Source organism: Elusimicrobiota bacterium (assembly GCA_026388095.1).
Lineage (GTDB): Bacteria > Elusimicrobiota > Elusimicrobia > UBA1565 > UBA9628 > UBA9628.
Window position 1 is genome coordinate 24,333 of sequence record JAPLKL010000079.1, and the last position, 18,799, is coordinate 43,131.

Here is an 18,799-nt window from a genome sequence, read left to right on the forward strand (position 1 = left end):
GGCCCTGGCCTTGTGGCTCCCCGTTCCGGCCGCGTGGGCGGCCCCGGACTACTCGCCCGACGGCCTGCTGCGCGCCCATCTCTGGCGGGACCTGACCTCCCGGCCTCCGTCCCGGCGCCCCAAGGTGGGGTTGGTGCTCTCCGCGGGGTCTACGCGCGGCACCGCTCACGTGGGGGTCCTGCAGGTCCTCGACCAAGCCGGCTTTCCCATCGATGCCGTGGCCGGCACCTCCATGGGCGCGGTCATCGGATCCCTGTACGCAGCGGGCCGTCCGGTGAAGAGGATCTGGGAGATCATGTCCGGGCTCAATCTGAGCATGGCCAGCAACTTCAACAGCTTCCATCTGGTGCAGCTGATGCTCGTGGACAAGCTGCTCTCCTCGGAGAACACGGAGAAGCTCATCCGCGGCGAGATCGGCGGTCTGCGCTTCGACCAACTGCCTATCCCCTTCGCCTGCGTGGCCATGGACATCTACACCGGTGAGAGAGTGCTCTTCCGCGAGGGCGACGTGGCCACGGCCGTGCGCGCCAGTATGAACCTGCCCGGCGTGTTCACGCCCGTGGCCTACCGCCAGCGCTTCCTGGTCGACGGCGGGGTGGTCGACTACATCCCCATAGACGCGGCGCGCGCGCTGGGAGCGCGGTGGGTGCTGGCCAGCATCACGGAGAGCGACTACCGCAGCGCGCGGCCCCAGACCGTGCTGGAGATGTTCGAGCAGGTCATCGACATCCGCGGGGCGCTCCTGGCCCGGGGGCAGCGCGCGCTGGCGCAGTTCGTCATCGCTCCCCCCGTCGGGAACATCGGCGTCACAGAGACCTCGCGGGCACCGGAGGCCATGTCCAAGGGAGTCATCACGGCCTACAAGGCGCTCCGGCCGGCCATGGAGAACCTGCTGCTCTTTTCGCTGGAGCCCATGGCGCGGGACTGGGGTCCCGAAGCCCCGGCGCCGGAGATCCGATGAAAGGAGCGCGAGCGGCGGTTCTGGCCGGTCTCCTGACCGCGGCCGTCCCAGCCTGGGGTCTGTGGGGCTCCCGCAGCGAGACCATCAAGGCCCTGCAAAAGCAGTTCGGCGCGGGCCGCCACGAAGCGGTCATCGCCGCCCTCTACCCGGACGGGCTTCTGAAGTTGCGCGGCGACGACCTGCGGCGCGGCTACGCCCTGCTGGCCGCGAGTTACGAAGTCACCGGGCGCTTGGACAAGAGCCTGAGCGCCTACCAGGTGGCCGTGCAGCTCTTCCCGCGCGACCGGGACCTCATGGAGCGGCTGGCTATGCTCTTGCACCGCTCCGGCCTGGAGGAGCAGGCCCAGCCTATCTACGAGAAGCTCGTGCGCCTCGATCCGGCCAACGCCCAAGGCCATCTGGGTCTGGCCCAGATCGACCACGCCTTGGGCTTCCTAGACAGCAGCGCGGACCACTTCGAGAAGGCTTTGCAGGGCTTTCCGCAGAGAGGGGACCTCTGGCGGGAATACGGCGAGGAGCTCTACGAGGCGCGGGATTACCGTACCGCGGAGCCGGCCATGCGTCGGGCCTTGGCCCTGGACCCCGGCGACGCGGAGGCCGGGCTGGACTTGGCCCTCATCCTGCGCGCCGTGGGCCGCATCGACGAGGCCCTGGCCGAGCTGGAGGGGCCCTCCCGAGCCGGCAAGCCCGAAGCCTTGCGGGCGCGCGCTCTGTGGCTCATGGAGGCGGGGCGCGCGGCGGATGCCGCGGCCGCAGCGCAGGCCCTCTTGCGCGTCCGCCCGGGCGACCCCTTAGGGCTCTATGTCCGCGCCCGGCTCGAGCTCAAGGTCGGCCGCCGCGTCCAAGCCCAGGCTTTGCTGAGGGAAGCCGCGACTCAGGGCGCCTCCGGCCCCTTCACCGCGAAGGTCTGCGCGGCCCTGGCGGCCTTGATCGGAGGGCCGCGTTGAGATTCTGGAAGCTGACCGCGGCGGGCAACGATTTCGTGCTGGTGGCCTCGGCGGTCCGCGCCCCGGGCGCCCTGGCGCGCCGGCTCTGCGACCGCCGCGGCGGCGTGGGCGCCGACGGACTGCTCTTGGTCCGCCGCGCCGCCGGCGGCGTGGACCTGCGCTATTTCAACGCGGACGGCTCCGCCGCTTTCTGCGGCAACGGGACCCGCTGCGCGGCCTGGTGGGCCTTCTCCCGGGGCTGGGCCGGCCGGCGCATGCGCCTGCGCACCCGCGCGGGCGCGGTCGCGGCGCGAGTGACCGGCCGCGGGCTGGTCGCCTTGTCCATGCCCGGGCCCAAGGGGCTGCGCTTGGGCCTGACGCTCCGGGTCAAGGGCCGCAGTCTCCGGGCCCACGCCGTGAACATGGGGGTGCCGCACGCGGTGGTGCCGGTGCGGGGCCTGGAGGGATTCCCGGTCGTCGACTTCGGCCGGGCCATCCGCCGGCACCCGGCCTTCGGGCGCGGCGGCGCCAACGTGGATTTCATCTCGCGCCGCGGCCCGGCCCTGCGCATGCGCACCTATGAGCGCGGCGTAGAGGGTGAGACCTGGGCCTGCGGCACGGGCGCCGCGGCCGCGGCCGTGGTCGCTTGGCGGCTGGGCTGGGTGCGCCCGCCAGTCAAGGTGCTCGTGCGCGGCGGGCAGGCCTTGGCCGTGTCTTTCCGTACCCAGGACGGCGCGGTCCGGGATGTCCGGCTCTCGGGCCCGGTCCGGATCGTTTTCGAGGGGGAGGTAAGACCATGAGGTTCGCGGGTTCTTATGTGGCGCTGGCCACGCCGTTCACGAAGGGGGGCGGACTCGACGAGGCCGCGTTGCGGCGCTTGGTGCGCGGCCACCTTCGCGCCGGGACCGCGGGCCTGGTGCCCTGCGGCTCGACCGGCGAGGCCGCGACCTTGACCCATGAGGAGTACCGCCGCGTCCTGACGCTGACGTTGGAGGAATCCCGTGGGCTGCTGCCGGTCATCGCCGGGGTGGGCACCAACGCCACGGCCAGAGCGGTGGAGCTGGCGCGCGAGGCCGAGAGCCTGGGAGCCGACGCCCTTCTGGTCCTGTCGCCCTACTACAACAAGCCCACCCAAGAGGGGCTCTACCAGCACTTCCGCGCCGTGGCCCGCAACACGCGGCTGCCCGTCGTCGTCTACAACATCCCGGGGCGCACCGCGGTCAACATCAGCCCCAAGACCCTGCTGCGCATCGCGGCGGACTGCCCGAACGTGTCCGCGGTCAAGGAGGCCTCCGGGAACATCGACCAGGCCAGCGAGATCGTGGCCGGAGCGGCCAAGGGCTTCGCGGTCCTTTCCGGCGATGACAGCCTGACCGTGCCCATGATGGCCGTGGGCGCGGCCGGAGTCATCTCGGTCGTGGCCAACGTGGCGCCCAAGCAGACCGCGGCGTTGTGCGCGGCCGCTCTGGCCGGGGACTTCAGGAAGGCGCGCGGCCTGCACCTCAAGCTCTTCGGCTTGATCAAGGCCCTTTTCGTGGAGACCAACCCCATCCCGGTCAAGGCGGCCTTGGAGATGATGGGGCTCTGCGGCGGGACTCCCCGCCTGCCCTTGACCGCTCTTACCGCGGCGAACCGGGTCCTGCTGCGGCGGGAACTGGCCGCCTGCGGCCTGATCTAGCTCTCCGGCCGCGCTAAGGCTTTTTGAAGATCAGATTGTCGAAGTCGTTAGGCACGTCGTGCACGACTTGATACCGCCGCCCAAGCTCCTGGAAATAGTCATCCAGATCCTCAAAACCTAGGGCGTCGAGACGTCCTTCCGCATTGATCGCGGAAGGCCTATAGCCGAGATCCCGCAGGAGCCGGAATGAATTCCTGTAGACATCCTGAATGGGATTGAAGAGGACCTCCAGGGCTATCCGAGGCGAGCTTCGCTTCAGGAGCTCGGCTCCTCCGCTGATGACCTTGTCCTCCAGCCCCTCCACGTCGATCTTCAGGAACGAAGGAGAGACATCCCGGGAACGGCAATACTCGTCCAGGGATATGGTCTCGACCTCGGTGGGCGTGGTCCGTCGCTGCCAATCCGGCCTCAGGGAAGAGGTTCCGATAAAAGGGAGAGGGGCGATGAAGAAGCGGGTGACTTCCGTCTTGTCGCTGAGGGCTTTGTCGACGGCCTGCGCATTCGGTTTGCGTTTCAGATTGGCGCGCAGCAGGGGCAGTAGGAACGGCGAGGGCTCGAACGCATGGACGCAGCCCGTGGCCCCCACCAGCTTCGCGGCCAGGAGACTATAGTAGCCTAGATTCGCCCCCAGGTCGAAGAAGACCTCTCCTTCCCTCAAGTCTCGGATCAGGAACTTGGTCAAGCGAGCTTCCGCGTCGATGTCGATGTCGGCTCCGTATAGCCAGATGTCGCCAAGCGGCGGAACGACGAGGGTCATACGCTCACCGAAGAACGTGTCCACCGTCGGGGTCATGTGTCCCCCGAACCACGAGGCATAGAGGGAGACCAAACGCATCTTCAAAGAGTTGCGCGCAGTCGCGAGCGGAAAGTTCCGCAGCCGGCCCAGTTTGGACAGCCTTCGGACTTTCAGCAGCCGGTCGAGACCATCAAGCAGGTCTGACCGTCCGGGAGGCAGCTGTTCGGCGTTGTCGGTCATGCTCTCTCCTGGGCCCTGCGCCGCAGGGCCCGCAACAACGCGGGGCGGGATGTCCCCGCCAGGATGCTGCCCCGGCCCAGGTTCTCCCGGAGCATCACTTCCGGACGGGCCCGGGTTCGGTGGAGGCGAGTATGGTGTGGGCGGCCTCCAGGTCGCCGGTCGCGATCTTGGCGAAGACGTCCGCGAGGGTCGCGCGCTGGCGGGACCGCTCGCGCAGGCGCCGGCCCCAGCTGGTGCCGGGCAGGTAGCGCTCCAGGGCGCCTTCGAGGAGCCCCCGCCAGCGGGGCTGCGGCGCATAGAGGGAGCGCAGTTGGAATGGGGTCTTGACGAAGTCCCGGATGTTGCGGCTGAGGTCCTTGCGCAGGACCGCGTTCTCCGCCAGGGCGGCTTCGACCGCGGCGACCGTCGCCTGCCAGTCATCGGCCTCGAGCCTGCGGATGGAGTCCTCGGCATTGGCCTTCATCTTGAGCAGGGCCTGCTCGAATCCCTCGCCCCGGCGCTGGTAGGCGCCGCGGCTCGCCTCCGCGACCGGACAGCCGGCGATTAGCGCCTTGAGCTCGGGCGAGAGGAAGCCCGCCTCGCTCTCGATGCGCTGGAGCTCCTCCTCCAAAGACGCCACCGTGATCCAGCGCGCCGCTTCCTTCTGCTTGGAGCCGAGGTCCGCGAGCAGGCCGCGGGTGATGCCGTTGGGGTCCCGGGCGCGCAGGGCCGCGGCCTCGAAGTCGCGCAGCGCCGCGGCCGCGCGTTCCAGGGCGATCCGGCGGGCGGCGAAGCGGGGGGAGGTCTTGAGGGCCGAGGTCTTCTGTTTGAGCAGGGCCTCCACCTGGGGGTCGAGGAGCTGCTCCGGCCGGTACCGGCCCTCCAGGCCGGCCAGCCGGGCCAGCTCGAGGTTCTCTTGGAGGCGCAGGCGGGTCTCGAGGTTGCGCAGGTCATAGCGCATGCCGTAGGCGGGGTAGCTCAGGGTCTCGTAGTCGAGTTTCCCGGTCTCCAATAGCTTGGGCGCGCCGGGAGCGCGCCGCTGGTTCAGGGCGCTCTGGATGGCCATGAGCTGGGGCGAGTAGCCCCGCAGGTTGAGGCGGCTCAAGCGGTCGTAGTAGCCGGCCGCCAGGCCCGCGGCGCCGGGGGCTCCGGCCGCGCCGCCGGGGCGCTTGTCGTCCTTGGCCTCGGTGATGATCTGGTTCGACATGCCGCCCTGGCCTTCGAACATGGTCTTGAGGATCTCGCGCTTCTCCTCCTCGCTCATCGCGCCGTCGGCGCGCATGAGCTTGGAATCGAGGCTGCTCTTCTTGAGCTGGCCGTAGGTGCTGTCGCGCACGCGCGCGGCGTCGATCTGGAAGCTGCGGTCGGTGTTGCGCAGGACGGTCTGCTCGAAGCGGTGGGCGCCTTCCTGGTCGTCCTGGGCCAGGCCGACGGCCAGATGGGCGGCCGCGTCGGGATTGGCGTCGACCCATTTGCGGATCTCCCCGAGGCGCTGCGCGGGGTCGGCCGAGGTCGAGATGCGGTCGGCGATGCTGGAGCGCAGGATGCGCGCGGCCAAAGAGGCCGCCACGGCCGGGTCCCGGCGCAGGGTCTCCTGCATGGCGCGGGAGACGTCGGATTGCGTCGCGGAGTCCGACGCGGTTCCCGCGACCTCGTCATCGGCCCGGGCCAGGCCCAGGACGGCGACGAGGAGCCAAGGCAGGACGGTCATGGCGATGACCTCCCCTGGCCGGCGACGGGGGCTGTGGACGCAGCGGAGAAGGAGAATACCTGCCTGGACCCGGAAAAGGCCCGGCCCTGGTCGTCCACAGCGGTCTTGCCGAGCAGGAAGAGGTCCGAGGCCACGTCCTGGCGGACCTTCCCCTGCAGGTCGAGGAAGCTGCGCGAGGCGGTCTTGTCCGGGTCGTTCCAACTGACCATGCCGTAGCGGCCGTTGGGGGAGATCTGCAGGGCCTCGAGCTTGGGGAAGGGGCCGAGCTCCCACAGGGTGTTGCCCAGGTAGGTCTTCACCAGCGCGTACCAGCCCGCGCCACGCCGCAGCGCGAGCAGGCAGGTCTTGCCGTCGTCCGAGAAGACCAGGGGGGCGCTGCCCGGAAGGGAGTCGGCCCCCTCCTCGCTCCAGAGCTCCTTGCCGCCGGGATCGAAGAAGCGCAGGCTGTGCTGGGATTCCAGGACCTTGGTCTTGAGGCTGTTCCAGGTCGTGCGCTTGTCGAGCGTCCAGGCGAAGCTTCCGTCCGACGACGTCCCGCCGTCGATGACCTTGACCTTGACCCGGGCCAAGGAAGCGTCCTCCCAGCGGCCGAGACCGATCTCATTGGAGAGGTTGCCTTCGGCGTCGTAATAGAGGAGGGACTTGGACATGCGCTGCCACCCCGGCTTGGGACCCGCCGTCCCGGCGCCCAGCGACTCGGCGGCGCGGGCCGGCCCGCAGGCCGCGGTCATCAATAATAGGACACCGCCCCAGGCCGCCGCGTTCAATCCGCAGCCGCCTCCACCCGGATGTCGGCCTTCTCCCGCAGGAAGACCTTGACCGCGTAGGGCTGGGTCAGGGCCTGCAGCGCCATGCCGTCTGGCTTCATCTCCCTATATCGTACCACGGTGGCGGCGCCCGAGGAGTCGGGCTCCAGCCACTGCACGCGGTAGCCGCCGGTGCTGCGCTGCCCCAAGAGTACGGCGACCGCGAAGTGGGTCTTGAAGTCCGGGGCGGGCGGAGCCGTCTGGCCGATCTCGGCCCAGGCCTCCCGCCACTGCGTCTCGGACTGCAGGGCACGCCGGGCGCCTTGGACCGCGCCGGAGAACTGCCCTTTCCACTCTGTCATGGCCGCCTCCTTCACCTGGGCCTGCGGGGCCCCGCGGCAGGCGCCCAGAGCCAGGGCCAAAGCCAGCGCCGCGCTCGTCCTCAATTCTGGCCTCCGATGAGCATGGTCGGGATGCGGATGGTGGGCATCCCATCCGAGACCGGAACTCCCTGTCCGTCCTTGCCGCAGGTGCCGATGCCCCAGCCGATGTCCCAGCCCACGCGGTCGATGGCGGCCAGGGCCTCGGAGCCCACGCCCATGAGGTTGGCGTCGCGCACGAGGTGGCGTATGACCCCGTCTTCCACCCAGTAGCCTTCGTCCACCTCGAAGACGAACTCGCCCGTGGCCGTGTTGACCTGGCCGCCGCCCATGCGGGTCACGAAGATGCCGGCCTTGAGGCTGCGCAGGATATCCTTGGGGTCGTCTTGACCCGGGGCGATGTAGAGGTTGGACATGCGGGGGATGGGACGGCATTGGAAGGACTCGCGCCGGCCGTGGCCGTTGGAGGGGCGCCCCTCCTTCAAGGCGCTGACGCGGTCGTAAAGGTAGTCGACCAGGACGCCGTCGCGGACCAGGACGGTGGGCCGGGCCGGCACGCCCTCGTCGTCGAAGCCGAAGCTGCCCCGGCAGCAGGGGATGGTCGGGTCATCGATGATCGTGATGTTCGCGGGCGCCACGCGCGAGCCGATCTTGCCCTGGTAGGCGGGAGAGGTGCCTTCCTGGACCAGGTCCGCCTCGAGGGAATGGCCGACGGCCTCGTGGATGAGGGTGCCGCCGGCCCGGGCGGAGATGACGACCGGCATCTCGCCGGCCTTGGCCTTGGGGGCGGCGAGCTTGGCCAGGGCCCGCTCCGCGGCGGCCTTGGCCGCGGCCAGCGGCCGGAAATCCGCGAGCAGCTCGTAGCCTTTGAGTCCGCCCACCACGGCCTGCCCGGTCTGCAGGTTGCCATCCTTCTCGGCCACGACGTTGACGGAGAGCAGGACCGCTGCGCGCGAGGCGCGGCAATGGGCGCCTTCGCTGTTGACCAGGAGCACCTCTTTACGGCCTTCCCCGTAGGCGAGGGTCACCTGGCGGATGTGGGGGAAGCCCGAGCGCACGGCTTGGTCCACGCTCTTGAGCAGGGCGATCTTGTCGTCGAGGGGGACGGTGCGCGGATCGGTGCGCACGGGGACGCGCCAGGACAGCGCCGGGCCCAGGGGGACCGGCGCTGGGGCGGGGCCGGGGCCGAGCAGGGCCGCGCGCAGGCGCAGGGCCTCTCCGCGGGCCAAGGAGTTGGCGCTGCCCTGCAAGGTCTCGACCTGGGGCGTCTTGGAGGAGGGGTCATGCCGGCGCAGGAAGCGCAAGCCCGCGCCGCGCTCGGTGCCGGCGGCGAGGTCCTCGACGCGGGAGTCCTCGAATCTCACGGACGCGCTCTCGGATTGCTCCAGGAAGACTTCTCCGTAGTCGGCGCCGCGCACGCAGCGCGCCAGTTCGTCCAAGGAGACCGTGTCCAGGCCGTCGCCGAGCATCAGGTCAAAGGTATCATTTCTGCTCTTCGGGAGGAAGGGCGCCGGCCAGAGCGCTGGCCGTGAGGACATCCGTCCGGCCGGCACCGGCGGAACTTCCGATACCGCCGGCGCCCTAGCGGGAGGGCCGCGGCGCGCGGCATATATGATCCAAGCGCCTCGAATAGCGCGAGTCCGTCCCGTCGAGCAGAGGAATGGGCCGTTGCCGTTCGGCCCTCTTTTCGGTTTCGGATTTTTCTTCTCTGTGGAATCTTATGGGCAGGTGTAGGCAGTGTAGGACGCCGCTGCTGTTCCCTCGAATTCCGTCCCGACCAGCTTTATCGGTCGGGACGGAATCGCGCAGAGCCGAAGGCGCTGCGCCCGGAAGAGATAGCGGGCCGGGAGCGGCGCCTTCCGGGCGCCGAACCCGTAGAACGACGACGGGCAAGCCGATCCATGGCCATTTCTTTTCGGCAGATCACGGCAAGAGGTTTCATCGAGCTTCATTCCTGGCCGGATCTCCCTACGTTTTTGAAAAAATTACGCTGGAAATATCGATGCTATTCATATCGCGCGCGCGATGTGAATAGCACTGCGAAAATAAGGACAATTTTTTCCAAAACGGAGGAAAACGGAAGTCCGCCGCAGAGCGCGGACGGTGCAGAAAAAGACGGACGGCCGTCGAGTAAATCGAAAGGCCCCATGGCCGGCGCATCATCGGGAACAATCAAGAAGAGAAGCCTTGTCCGATGGGCAAGCGCTCTATCCCCGCAGCATCCGTGAGACCCGAGCCCTCCCTGGCGATGGGCATGCCGCCCTGATTATGCTGGCGCGTACATTCACCGGCCATAGCCTCATCGGGGCTCATCTCGGATCGGGCCGGCCAGTGTTTTCTGGCTCGTCTTGTGTCGGACGAGACTCGAGTTTCCCACATTCCGTCGATTTTAGGTACAATCCCACCCGATGCCAAGGCGACGGAACATCGGTCGTGGGTTGAGGACCGGAATGAAGGCAACGGCGTGTCTCATCTTGCTGGCGGCGGCGCTGCCGGCCCGAGCCGGCAACGTCCACATCACCGTCCTGCACACCAACGACATCCACGGCTGGATCATGCCCAGGCCGGCCGAGTCCTACGGGACCGACCCCCAACGCCCCCTCGGCGGCGCGGCGGCTCTTGCCGCCTACGCCAAGACAGTCAAGGGCCCCAAGCTCCTGCTCGACGCCGGCGACTGGTTCCAAGGCACCCCCGAAGGGACGCTCCGCGGCGGCAAGTCCATGGCCGAAGTCTTCAACGCCGTGGGCTACGACGCCCTCACCGTGGGCAACCACGACTTCGACAATGGCTGGCGCAATCTGGAAGGCATCATCAAGGCCGTCCAGGCTCCGGTGCTCTGCGCCAACATCTACCGTTCCGACGGCGGGCACGTCCCTCAGTGCAAGCCCTGGCTGGTCAAGGAGGTCGGCGGGGTCAGGGTCGGGATCTTCGCCCTGCTGACCACCAACATGAAGGACCTCGCCTTCCCGGAGAGCATCGCGGGCCTGTCCTTCCGCCGCGGCGTGGACGAGGCCAAGGACGCGGTCGCGGCCCTGCGCAAGAAGGGCGCCACGGTCATCATCGCGCTCTCGCACCAGGGCCTGGAGCCGCCCGGCGTCACCACCTTCGAAGCCGACCGGTTCCTGGCCCGGCAGGTCGAGGGCATCGACCTCATCGTAGGCGGGCACACCCATGCGGTGCTCAGCGAAGGCGAGCGCGATCCCGTCCACGGGACCCTCATCGTGCAGGCGGGCTCGGAGCTCATCCGGGTGGGCGAGGTCGGCCTGGATGTCGATTCCCGCACCGGCAAGGTCGTCCAGTCCTCCGCCCGGCTCGTGGAGCTCTGGCCCGATGAGACCGGGACCGACCCGGCCGTGGCCAAGCTCGTGGGCAAGCTCGGCCGCGAGGTCTCCGCCATATACGACGTGGTCGTGGCCACGGCCGGCGCGCCCCTGCTGCGCAATAAGAGCGGGGAATCGGCCTTGGGCGACTGGATGACGGACTGCGAGCGCGACTGGGCCGGGGCCGACCTGTCCCTGCAGAACGGCGGCGGCATCCGCGCGGACATCCCGGCCGGCCCCGTGACTTTGCGCCGCCTCTTCGAGGTCATGCCCTTCGACAACCGGGTGGTCAAGCTGGTCATGAAGGGCAAGGACGTCAAGAGCATGCTCGATCACGGCGTCGGCCTGCCCCGCATCGCCCAGATATCCGGGGCTACGGTCTCTTTCCATCGCCGGGCTCCCGAAGGCCGGCGCCTGGCCGAGGTCAAAGTCGGGGGCCGGGAGCTGGTGGACGAGTCCACCTACACGGTCGCGACCATCGATTTCCTGGTCAAGGGCGGCGACGACTACTCCGCCTTCGCCGCCGCCGAGGCCACAGACTTCACCAAGACGACGTTGCGGGACGTGATGCAGGCCTGCGCGTTGCAGAAGCCCCGCATACTGCCTCCGCCCGCCGACCGCCTGGTCCCTCTGGGAGACTGACATGGTCCTGAAAACCGTCCGCGCCAAAACCGAAGCCGCCTGGACCACCACCAAGAAGATCCTGGCCCTGATGAGCTGCTGGGGCCTGGTCTTCAGCCTGGCGACCATCACCAAGCTCGCCGTGGCCTTCGAATACGACGACGGCTTGGTCTTCTCGACGCCCGCCTACCAGAAGGCCTTTGCGAACGTCCAGCAGCCCTTCACGCCCCAATTCTGGTCCGTGGTCAACCTCAGCTACGACATCGAGCAGCCCAAGCTCATACCCCAGGGTCTGGCCTGGGCGTTCCGGTTGTTCGGCTTCAAGGTCGCCATCATCGCCGACCGGCCCTCCACGGATGGGGAGGCCTTGCGTAAGGAGTGGCGGCGGCTCACGCCCAAGACGCTGTTCTTCTTCGCCGCGGACCGCGGGGACAAGAAGGGTTTCCTGGAGAAGAGCAACTTCATCCTTTTCTTGGCGGACAGCGACTCCGGCATAATGGATGCGCGGAAAGCGGGCGTTTATGCCGTCCGCATCCGGAGAAGCCCCAAGTCCTACCAGAAGGAGGACTATCACCCGGGCACGCTGGGGGAGTTGGTCCTTCCGCTCTCCCAGTATTGACTTACGAGATTGATTCTAATAGAATCAACTAAGTCGTGGTGTGTGGCCAAAATGGCCACACAAAGGGGATTCTTCTTATGACCTCTCCCATCAGACGGCCTTTCATCGCTGGCAACTGGAAGATGCATCTGACCTTGGCCCAATCCGTGGAGCTGGCCAAGGCGGTGCGCGACGCCACCAAGGAGTCGCCGGCCGAGGTGGCGGTCTGCGTCCCGTTCACCGCTCTGACGGTCGTGGCCGAGGTCCTCAAGGGCAGCCATGTCCGGCTGGGCGGGCAGGATCTCTACTGGGAGGCGCAGGGCGCCTTCACCGGAGAGGTCTCCGCGGCGCAGCTGGCCGACGCGGGCGCCTCCTGCGTCATCATCGGCCATTCCGAGCGGCGCCGGCTCTTCGGCGACACGGACGAGGCGGTCAACAAGAAGCTCAAGGCGGCTCTGGCCGCCAAGCTGGTCCCCATCGTCTGCGTGGGCGAGACCCTCGACGAGCGCCAGTCCAACCGGACTTTCCGGGTGCTGGAGACCCAGATGACCGGCGGCCTGAAGGGATTCGCCCCCGCGGACGTTTCCTCGGTCGTGGTCGCCTACGAGCCGGTGTGGGCCATCGGCACCGGAGTCACCGCGACCCCGGCCCAGGCCCAGGAGGCGCACAATTTCCTGCGCGCGCAGGCGGCCAAGCTCTATGGAGAAGGCTTCGCCGCGGGCCTGCGCATCCTCTACGGCGGCTCGGTCACTCCCGAGACCGTGGACAACCTCATGGCCCAGCCGGACCTGGACGGCGCCTTGGTGGGCGGAGCCAGCCTCAAGGCGCCCGCCTTCGCGCGCATCGCCCGGTTCCAGGTCGCGGCCAAAGCCTAGATCCTGATGGAGAACGCCGAGCTGGTGCGGGGGCTGGCCGCGGAGATCGAGAAGCGTCTGCGGCGCTCGCAGACCCCCGTTCCCATCGGCGTTTCCAACCGGCACGCCCACATCACGCAGTCGCATTTCGCGGCCCTTTTCGGGAACGGCGCTGGCCTGACCAAGTTCCGCGACCTCTCCCAGCCCGGCCAGTTCGCGTCCAACGAGAAGATGGACATCGTGGGAGCCAAGGGGAGCATCAAGGGCGTGCGCCTGCTCGGTCCTTTCCGGCCCAAGACCCAGATCGAGGTGTCCTGGACCGAGGCCATCACTTTGGGCGTCAAGCCGCCGGTGCGCGAGTCCGGGGACCTGGGGGGCTCGGCGCCCTTGAAGTTGGTCGGGCCGCAGGGGTCGGTCGAAGTCCGGGAAGGGCTCATCTTGGCCCGCCGGCACCTGCACTGCACCCCGGCTGACGCGGCCGCCATCGGCCTGGCCAACGGCGAGACCGTGCGGGTCCGGGCGGGGCGGGGCGGTCAGCGGGAGACGGTTTTTGAAGGTACGGTCGTGCGGGTGTCGGACAAGTTCAGCCTGGAGCTGCATCTGGACACGGACGAGGCCAACGCCGCCGGCGTCAAGAACGGGGATCTGGCCTATATCGTATAGGGGGATACACAATGAACGCACTGGGAATGATCGAGACTCGGGGGCTGGTCGCCTGCATCGAGGCCGCGGACGCCGCGGTCAAGGCCGCTGACGTCAGGCTCGTCGGCTACGAGAAGGTCGGGACCGGCCTGGTCACCGTCCTGTTCCGGGGCGAGGTCGCGGCCTGCAAGGCGGCCTGCGACTCGGGCGCCGCTGCGGCCCAGAAGGTCGGGGAGCTCCTGGCCTGCCACGTCATCCCGCAGCCGCATCCGGACCTCGAGGGCAAGATGCCGATCTCTTTGCCTGAGAACCTCGCCCGCCGCAAGTAAGCGAGGATCCCAGCTTGATCTTCGCGCGCGTGACGGGAAACGTCGTCTGCACCCAGAAAGACGAGAAGCTCGTCGGGTGCAAGCTCCTGCTGGTGCAGCCCGTGGACCTCGCCGGCGCCCCCAAGGGCAACCCCATCGTGGCCGTGGACTCGGTGGGGTCCGGCGAGGGCGAGCTGGTCCTGCTGGTGCAGGGCTCCAGCGCCCGCCAGACCTCGCGCACCCAGGGCAATCCCGTGGACGCGGTCATCTTCGCGATCGTGGACACGGTGGAGCAGGGCGGCAAGGCGGTGTTCAAGAAGTCCGAGGATGGGAATGCAGGCTGAAGAGATAGCCAAGATAGTCGGCGAGGTCTTGAAGCGCCTGGAGTCTCAGGAAGGGCTCGACCTGTCGAGCCCCGCGCCCGGGCCAGCGGGGGGCGATGAGGTCGTCTTTGCGACGGTGGACGCGGCTGTGTCCGCGGCGTCCCGGGCCCAGAAGACGTTCCAGGAGCAGGGGCTCGAAGTGCGCCGGGCCGTCATCAAGGCCATGCGCAAGACCTCCATCGCCAACGCCGAGCGCTGGGGCCGGATGGCCCAGGAAGAGACGAAGATGGGCCGCGCCGAGGACAAGACGCAGAAGAACCTCCTATGCGCGACTCGGACTCCCGGGGTGGAGGACCTGCAGTCCCGGGCTTACACCGGCGACAAAGGCCTGACCCTGGTGGAGTACGCCCCTTTCGGCGTCGTGGCCGCCATCACGCCCTCGACCAATCCGGCCGCGACCGTCATCTCCAACGCCATCGGCATAATCGCGGCGGGCAATTCCGTGGTGTTCGCCCCGCATCCGGCCTCGGCCAAGGTCTGCGCCGAAGCCATGCGGGCCCTGGCCGCCGCGGCGGTCTCGGTCGGCGCGCCGCGGGGGCTCATCAGCACGGTCGCGCCCGCCTCGCAAGAGACCACCAAGGCCCTCCTGGCCCATCCCGGAGTCCATCTCAACATGGTCACCGGGGGGCCGGCCATCGTGAAGGTGGCCATGACCACGGGCAAGACCTGCAAGACCATCGCGGCCGGCCCGGGCAACCCGCCGGTGGTGGTCGATGAGACGGCGCTGTTCCCGAAGTGCGCCGAGGACATCATCTTCGGCGCGAGTTTCGACAACAACGTGCTGTGCATCGCGGAGAAGGAAGTCATCGTGGTCGAGGCGGCCAAGGCCAGGTTCCTGGAGTGCATGCGGCGCGACCCGCGGGCCTTCGAGCTCGATTCCTCCCAGATGGACGCCGTCACCAAGCTCGTCATCAAAGAAGGGGGCAGGGGCTGCAAGGACCCGGTCCTGAACCGCGACTATGTGGGCCGCGACGCGGCGGTCATCGCCAAGGGCATCGGGCTGGACGTGCCGCCGGCCACGCGCCTCTTGTGGGCGGACGTGCCCAACGACCATCCTTTCGTTTGGACCGAGCAGCTCATGCCGGTCCTGCCCGTGACCTCGGCGCCGGATGTGGACTCGGCCATCGAGTTGGCGTATCAGGCCGAAGGAAGAAATCACCATTCCGCGGCCATGTACTCGACCCACATCGGGAACCTGACCCGCATGGCTCGGCGCATGCAGTGCTCCATCTACGTCAAGAACGCCCCGACCCTCTACGGCCTGGGCCTGGGCGAGGGCTACGCCTCCATGTCCATCGGCACGCCCACCGGGGACGGGATCACCAAACCGTCGCATTTCGTCAGGCCGCTGCACTGCTGTGTCGTGGGTTATTTTAGGATCGCGTGAGGTGACCATGCTGGCCAACATCGCCGTAGGACTCCTGGAGTCGTCCTCCATCGCCAAGGGCATCGAGGCGTCGGATGCCATGTGCAAGATGGCCTCGGTGAAGCTCGCGCGCGCCGGGGTCATCGCCCGGGGCAAGTACATGATCATCATCACCGGCCCGGTGGGAGAGGTGGAGAGTTCCCTGCGCGCCGGCCGCCAGATGCTGGGCCCGTCGCTCATCGACGAGGTCCTCATCCGCAACATCCACTCCCAGGTCCTGGCGACCTTGGACAAGCGCGTCCCGGTCAAGGAATTGGGCGCCCTGGGCATCATCGAGACCAAGGACGCCATCGCCACCGTGCGCGCGGCCGACGCGGCGGCCAAGGCGGCGTCCGTGACCCTCATCGAGACCAAGACCTCGGTCGGGGGCGGCAAGGGCTACGTGACCATGGTCGGCGAGGTCGGGGCCGTCCGCTCCGCCGTGGCGGCCGGCATCGGCGTGGTGCCCGAGGCGGGCGTCGTCTCGCACGTGGTCATCGCCCAGGCCGATGGGCAGCTCTTGGAATCGGTGGGGAAATAAGATGAAGATCGTCATCGGGTCGGATCACGGGGGATTTGCCGCCAAGGAGTTCGTCAAGAAGACCATCCAGAAGCTCGGCCACGAGGTGTCCGACTTCGGCTGCCACTCGCCCGAGAGCGTGGACTACCCGGACGTGGCCCAGCTCGTGGCCGAGGCGGTGACGCGCGGGGACTTCCAGAAGGGCGTGCTCATCGACGGCTTCGGCGGGGCCGTGGCCTTGGCCGCCAACAAGGTCCCGGGAGTGCGCGCGGTCGCGGCCTACGACACGGTCTCGGCCCGTTTCGCCGCGGCGCACGACGACGCCAACGTGCTCTGCCTGGGCGGCAAGACGCACGGCGAGCTCGTCCTGGCGGAGATCCTCAACGTTTTTTTCACCACCAAGTTCGAGGGCGGCCGGCACGAGGGACGCCTGGCCAAGATCGCGGGCATAGAGAAGAAATACTCCAAGTGAAGCTGGCACGAGTGGTCGGGCGGGTCTTCTGCGCGCGGCAGGACCCGGGCATCGACAACAAGACGCTCCTGCTCATCCAGCCCCTGCGCTGGGAGGACGAGTCTCCGGTCGGCGACCCGCTGGTGGCGGCCGACGCGGTCGGCGCCGGCGCCTCCGAGAAGGTATACTGGGTCGCCTCCCGCGAGGCCGCGGTCGCGTTCAAGGACGTGCCACCCGTGGACGCCGCGGTCGTGGCCATCGTGGACGGCCACCAGGTCAAGGATTTCAGACAAAAGGAAGGTTCGTGAACTTTGTGAGGGTCTGACCCCATCATGTTTATTGGAGAAGTCGTGGGCAATGTCTGGGGGACGAGGAAGCATCCGTCCCTCAAGGACCGCCGTCTGCTGCTGGTCAGGCCCATCGACCCCATGACGGGCGAGCGCATCGGAGACGCGGTCATGGCCGTAGACGGCGGCGTGCAGTCGGGCCCCGGAAACATCGTGCTGGTGGTCGACGAGGGCGGGTCCGCGCGCAGCATCATAAAGGACGAGGCCGCTCCCGTGCGCACGGTGGTGTGCGCGGTCGTGGACAGCGTCTCGTCCGGCGGCAAGGCCAAGAAGTACACCTGAGGACACTATCATGAACGAACAGGACCTGCGCAAGATCGTCGAGGAGGTCGTCAGGACTCTGGCGGCCAAGGGCTACCTCAAGGCCGGCGGCTCTTCCGCCTGCGAGCCCGCTCCCAAGAGGCCCGAGAGCCCCGCCCTCACCACGGTCGGCTCGGCCGGGAAGGTCTTCTCGTCTTCGGAATGGACGCCCCAGCGGCCGGGCGGCGCGCCCAAGATGGGCGAGGCTTGCGCGGAATGCGAGGGCAACGCCTGCGGCCGCTGCGCCTCCTTCGCCGGCGCGACCGCCAGCACCTTGAAGGCCTTGGGCGCCGACCGCATCGCGGTCTGCCAGCCCACGGCCCACGCCTCGTCCGTGGCGCGCATGGTCGACCATACCTTGCTCAAGCCCAACGCCACCCAGGCCGAGATCGCCAAGCTCTGCGAGGAAGCCCGCAAGTTCTGCTTCGCCTCGGTCTGCGTCAATCCTTCCTACGTGGCTTACAGCGCGCAGCTCCTGCAGGGCTCGGGCGTGAAGGTCTGCACCGTGATCGGCTTCCCCCTGGGCTCGACGACCTCCACGGTCAAGGCCATCGAGGCCCGCGATGCCATCGCCAACGGCGCCGATGAGATCGACATGGTCATCAACATCGGGGCCCTCAAGTCCGGCAACGATGCCCTGGTCTACGAGGACATCAAGGCCGTGCGCGAGGCGACCCGCGGCAAGTGCCTGAAGGTCATCTTCGAGACCTCGCTCCTCTCCGACGAGGAGAAGGTGCGCGCCTGCATCATGTCCAAGAAGGCGGGCGCGGATTTCGTCAAGACCTCCACGGGCTTCGGCGGCGGCGGGGCCACGGTGGAGGACGTCAAGCTCATGCGCCAGACCGTGGGGCCGCTGATGGGCGTCAAGGCCTCGGGCGGCATCCGCGACGCCAAGATTGCCGAGGCCATGATCCAGGCCGGCGCTACGCGCTTGGGCACCTCGGCTTCGGTCGCCATCGTGTCGGGGCAGGCCTCCGAGGGCAAGGGGTACTGAGGATGGCCAAGAACAAGCCGGTCAAGTATCAGCTCAAGATCGACGTGCAATGCGGCTCCTGCGGGACGCTTTCGCACCTGCAGGGAGATCTCTTTCCTAAGTTCTGTCCCTGCTGCGGGGCGGGCATGGAGCGCTACTGCCTGCACTGCCGGAAGAAGGCTGATATGTTCTTCGAGGAGTGGTGGCCGGAGAAAGACGAGTGCGTGCGCACCTACGGGCCGGCCAAGCGCTGCAGCCGATGCAACGCGATGCTGGAGCAGCCGCCGGAGATGCCGGGCGACGTCCAATGATAGAGGGTCAGGTCTTGACATTTGACATTCAGGTCTAATCCCTGGATTTGTCAAATGTCAAGACCTGACCCCAAAGGAGGAGCAATGGCGGAGATGAAGGAAGCTCTTGGGATGGTGGAGACGAAGGGTTTCGTGGGCATGATCGAGGCCTCCGACGCCATGGCCAAGGCGGCCAAGGTGCACATGCTCGGCTACGAGAAGATCGGCTCGGGCCTGGTCACGACCCTGTGCCGCGGCGAGGTCGGGGCGGTGCGCGCGGCCGTGGACGCCGGCGCGGCGGCGGCTCAGAAAGTGGGCGAGATGGTCGCCATCCACGTCATCCCGCGGCCGCATGACGACATCGAGAAGTATCTCGAGCAGATCTCGATCAAGATCCACAAATAGCGGCGCGGCCGCTTGGCGGGCCTTG

At 68.0% G+C, this 18,799-nt stretch carries 22 protein-coding genes and 1 pseudogene; 18 read left to right on the forward strand and 5 right to left on the reverse strand.

From position 1 onward, the window contains the following. Nucleotides 1-115 precede the first annotated feature (115 nt). The 4 genes and pseudogenes from NTY77_20240 (at nucleotide 116) to dapA (ending at nucleotide 3,565) form a co-directional block, all read left to right on the forward strand. Nucleotides 116-961 (forward strand): annotated as a pseudogene (locus tag NTY77_20240) (patatin-like phospholipase family protein). Beyond that, nucleotides 958-1,908, forward strand: a complete 951-nt coding sequence (locus tag NTY77_20245) for a tetratricopeptide repeat protein (protein ID MCX5797827.1) — start codon at nucleotides 958-960, stop codon at nucleotides 1,906-1,908. Before NTY77_20240 ends, NTY77_20245 begins: the two are co-directional and overlap by 4 nt. Beyond that, nucleotides 1,905-2,687: a diaminopimelate epimerase gene (gene dapF / locus NTY77_20250; protein ID MCX5797828.1), complete on the forward strand. Its 783-nt coding sequence runs from the start codon at nucleotides 1,905-1,907 to the stop codon at nucleotides 2,685-2,687. Before NTY77_20245 ends, dapF begins: the two co-directional genes overlap by 4 nt. Continuing rightward, on the forward strand, nucleotides 2,684-3,565 hold the full coding sequence (dapA, locus tag NTY77_20255; GenBank protein MCX5797829.1) for a 4-hydroxy-tetrahydrodipicolinate synthase: 882 nt from the start codon (nucleotides 2,684-2,686) through the stop codon (nucleotides 3,563-3,565). Before dapF ends, dapA begins: the two co-directional genes overlap by 4 nt. A gap of 13 nt (nucleotides 3,566-3,578) precedes the next feature. Here the strand turns inward: dapA and NTY77_20260 are convergent, their stop codons facing one another. From NTY77_20260 to NTY77_20280, 5 genes are all read right to left on the reverse strand, one after another. Further along, nucleotides 3,579-4,541, reverse strand: a complete 963-nt coding sequence (locus NTY77_20260; GenBank protein MCX5797830.1) for an FkbM family methyltransferase — start codon at nucleotides 4,539-4,541, stop codon at nucleotides 3,579-3,581. Nucleotides 4,542-4,635: 94 nt separating this feature from the next. Then, nucleotides 4,636-6,231: a hypothetical protein gene (locus NTY77_20265; GenBank protein MCX5797831.1), complete on the reverse strand. Its 1,596-nt coding sequence runs from the start codon at nucleotides 6,229-6,231 to the stop codon at nucleotides 4,636-4,638. Then, a complete protein-coding gene (locus tag NTY77_20270; protein MCX5797832.1) occupies nucleotides 6,228-6,962 on the reverse strand; it encodes a hypothetical protein in 735 nt (244 codons plus the stop codon). Before NTY77_20270 ends, NTY77_20265 begins: the two co-directional genes overlap by 4 nt. Before the next feature lie 32 nt (nucleotides 6,963-6,994). Further along, nucleotides 6,995-7,423: a protease complex subunit PrcB family protein gene (locus NTY77_20275; protein ID MCX5797833.1), complete on the reverse strand. Its 429-nt coding sequence runs from the start codon at nucleotides 7,421-7,423 to the stop codon at nucleotides 6,995-6,997. Beyond that, a complete protein-coding gene (locus NTY77_20280) occupies nucleotides 7,420-8,826 on the reverse strand; it encodes a TldD/PmbA family protein (GenBank protein ID MCX5797834.1) in 1,407 nt (468 codons plus the stop codon). The genes NTY77_20275 and NTY77_20280 overlap by 4 nt, the downstream gene beginning before the upstream one ends. 981 nt (nucleotides 8,827-9,807) lie before the next feature. Here NTY77_20280 and NTY77_20285 point away from each other — a divergent pair. The 14 genes from NTY77_20285 to NTY77_20350 all read left to right on the forward strand — a co-directional run bounded on the left by NTY77_20285 (nucleotide 9,808) and on the right by NTY77_20350 (nucleotide 18,774). Beyond that, nucleotides 9,808-11,319 (forward strand): bifunctional UDP-sugar hydrolase/5'-nucleotidase, encoded by a 1,512-nt coding sequence (locus NTY77_20285; GenBank protein MCX5797835.1) that lies wholly within the window; start codon nucleotides 9,808-9,810, stop codon nucleotides 11,317-11,319. Nucleotide 11,320: 1 nt separating this feature from the next. Beyond that, a complete protein-coding gene (locus NTY77_20290; protein ID MCX5797836.1) occupies nucleotides 11,321-11,917 on the forward strand; it encodes a hypothetical protein in 597 nt (198 codons plus the stop codon). A 77-nt stretch (nucleotides 11,918-11,994) separates the two neighbouring features. Continuing rightward, nucleotides 11,995-12,771 carry a triose-phosphate isomerase gene (gene tpiA, locus NTY77_20295; protein MCX5797837.1) on the forward strand — a complete coding sequence of 259 codons (777 nt, stop codon included), beginning with the start codon at nucleotides 11,995-11,997 and terminating at the stop codon, nucleotides 12,769-12,771. A 6-nt stretch (nucleotides 12,772-12,777) separates the two neighbouring features. Further along, nucleotides 12,778-13,413 carry a phosphate propanoyltransferase gene (locus NTY77_20300; protein ID MCX5797838.1) on the forward strand — a complete coding sequence of 212 codons (636 nt, stop codon included), beginning with the start codon at nucleotides 12,778-12,780 and terminating at the stop codon, nucleotides 13,411-13,413. Between the two features lie 11 nt (nucleotides 13,414-13,424). Further along, nucleotides 13,425-13,721 (forward strand): BMC domain-containing protein, encoded by a 297-nt coding sequence (locus NTY77_20305; GenBank protein MCX5797839.1) that lies wholly within the window; start codon nucleotides 13,425-13,427, stop codon nucleotides 13,719-13,721. A gap of 14 nt (nucleotides 13,722-13,735) precedes the next feature. Then, nucleotides 13,736-14,044 carry a EutN/CcmL family microcompartment protein gene (locus NTY77_20310; protein MCX5797840.1) on the forward strand — a complete coding sequence of 103 codons (309 nt, stop codon included), beginning with the start codon at nucleotides 13,736-13,738 and terminating at the stop codon, nucleotides 14,042-14,044. Then, nucleotides 14,034-15,470 carry an aldehyde dehydrogenase EutE gene (locus tag NTY77_20315; protein ID MCX5797841.1) on the forward strand — a complete coding sequence of 479 codons (1,437 nt, stop codon included), beginning with the start codon at nucleotides 14,034-14,036 and terminating at the stop codon, nucleotides 15,468-15,470. Before NTY77_20310 ends, NTY77_20315 begins: the two co-directional genes overlap by 11 nt. A gap of 7 nt (nucleotides 15,471-15,477) precedes the next feature. Continuing rightward, a complete protein-coding gene (locus tag NTY77_20320) occupies nucleotides 15,478-16,029 on the forward strand; it encodes a BMC domain-containing protein (GenBank protein ID MCX5797842.1) in 552 nt (183 codons plus the stop codon). Nucleotide 16,030: 1 nt separating this feature from the next. Beyond that, nucleotides 16,031-16,480: an RpiB/LacA/LacB family sugar-phosphate isomerase gene (locus NTY77_20325; protein ID MCX5797843.1), complete on the forward strand. Its 450-nt coding sequence runs from the start codon at nucleotides 16,031-16,033 to the stop codon at nucleotides 16,478-16,480. Next, nucleotides 16,477-16,767: an ethanolamine utilization protein EutN gene (locus tag NTY77_20330; GenBank protein MCX5797844.1), complete on the forward strand. Its 291-nt coding sequence runs from the start codon at nucleotides 16,477-16,479 to the stop codon at nucleotides 16,765-16,767. Before NTY77_20325 ends, NTY77_20330 begins: the two co-directional genes overlap by 4 nt. 24 nt (nucleotides 16,768-16,791) lie before the next feature. Beyond that, entirely contained in the window at nucleotides 16,792-17,088 is a 297-nt protein-coding gene (locus NTY77_20335) for a EutN/CcmL family microcompartment protein (GenBank protein ID MCX5797845.1), read from the forward strand. Nucleotides 17,089-17,449: 361 nt separating this feature from the next. Further along, nucleotides 17,450-18,100, forward strand: a complete 651-nt coding sequence (gene deoC / locus NTY77_20340; protein ID MCX5797846.1) for a deoxyribose-phosphate aldolase — start codon at nucleotides 17,450-17,452, stop codon at nucleotides 18,098-18,100. A gap of 2 nt (nucleotides 18,101-18,102) precedes the next feature. Beyond that, nucleotides 18,103-18,390: a hypothetical protein gene (locus tag NTY77_20345; protein ID MCX5797847.1), complete on the forward strand. Its 288-nt coding sequence runs from the start codon at nucleotides 18,103-18,105 to the stop codon at nucleotides 18,388-18,390. Between the two features lie 93 nt (nucleotides 18,391-18,483). Further along, complete coding sequence (locus tag NTY77_20350) at nucleotides 18,484-18,774, forward strand: BMC domain-containing protein (protein MCX5797848.1); 291 nt, start codon at nucleotides 18,484-18,486, stop codon at nucleotides 18,772-18,774. Nucleotides 18,775-18,799 lie beyond the last annotated feature (25 nt).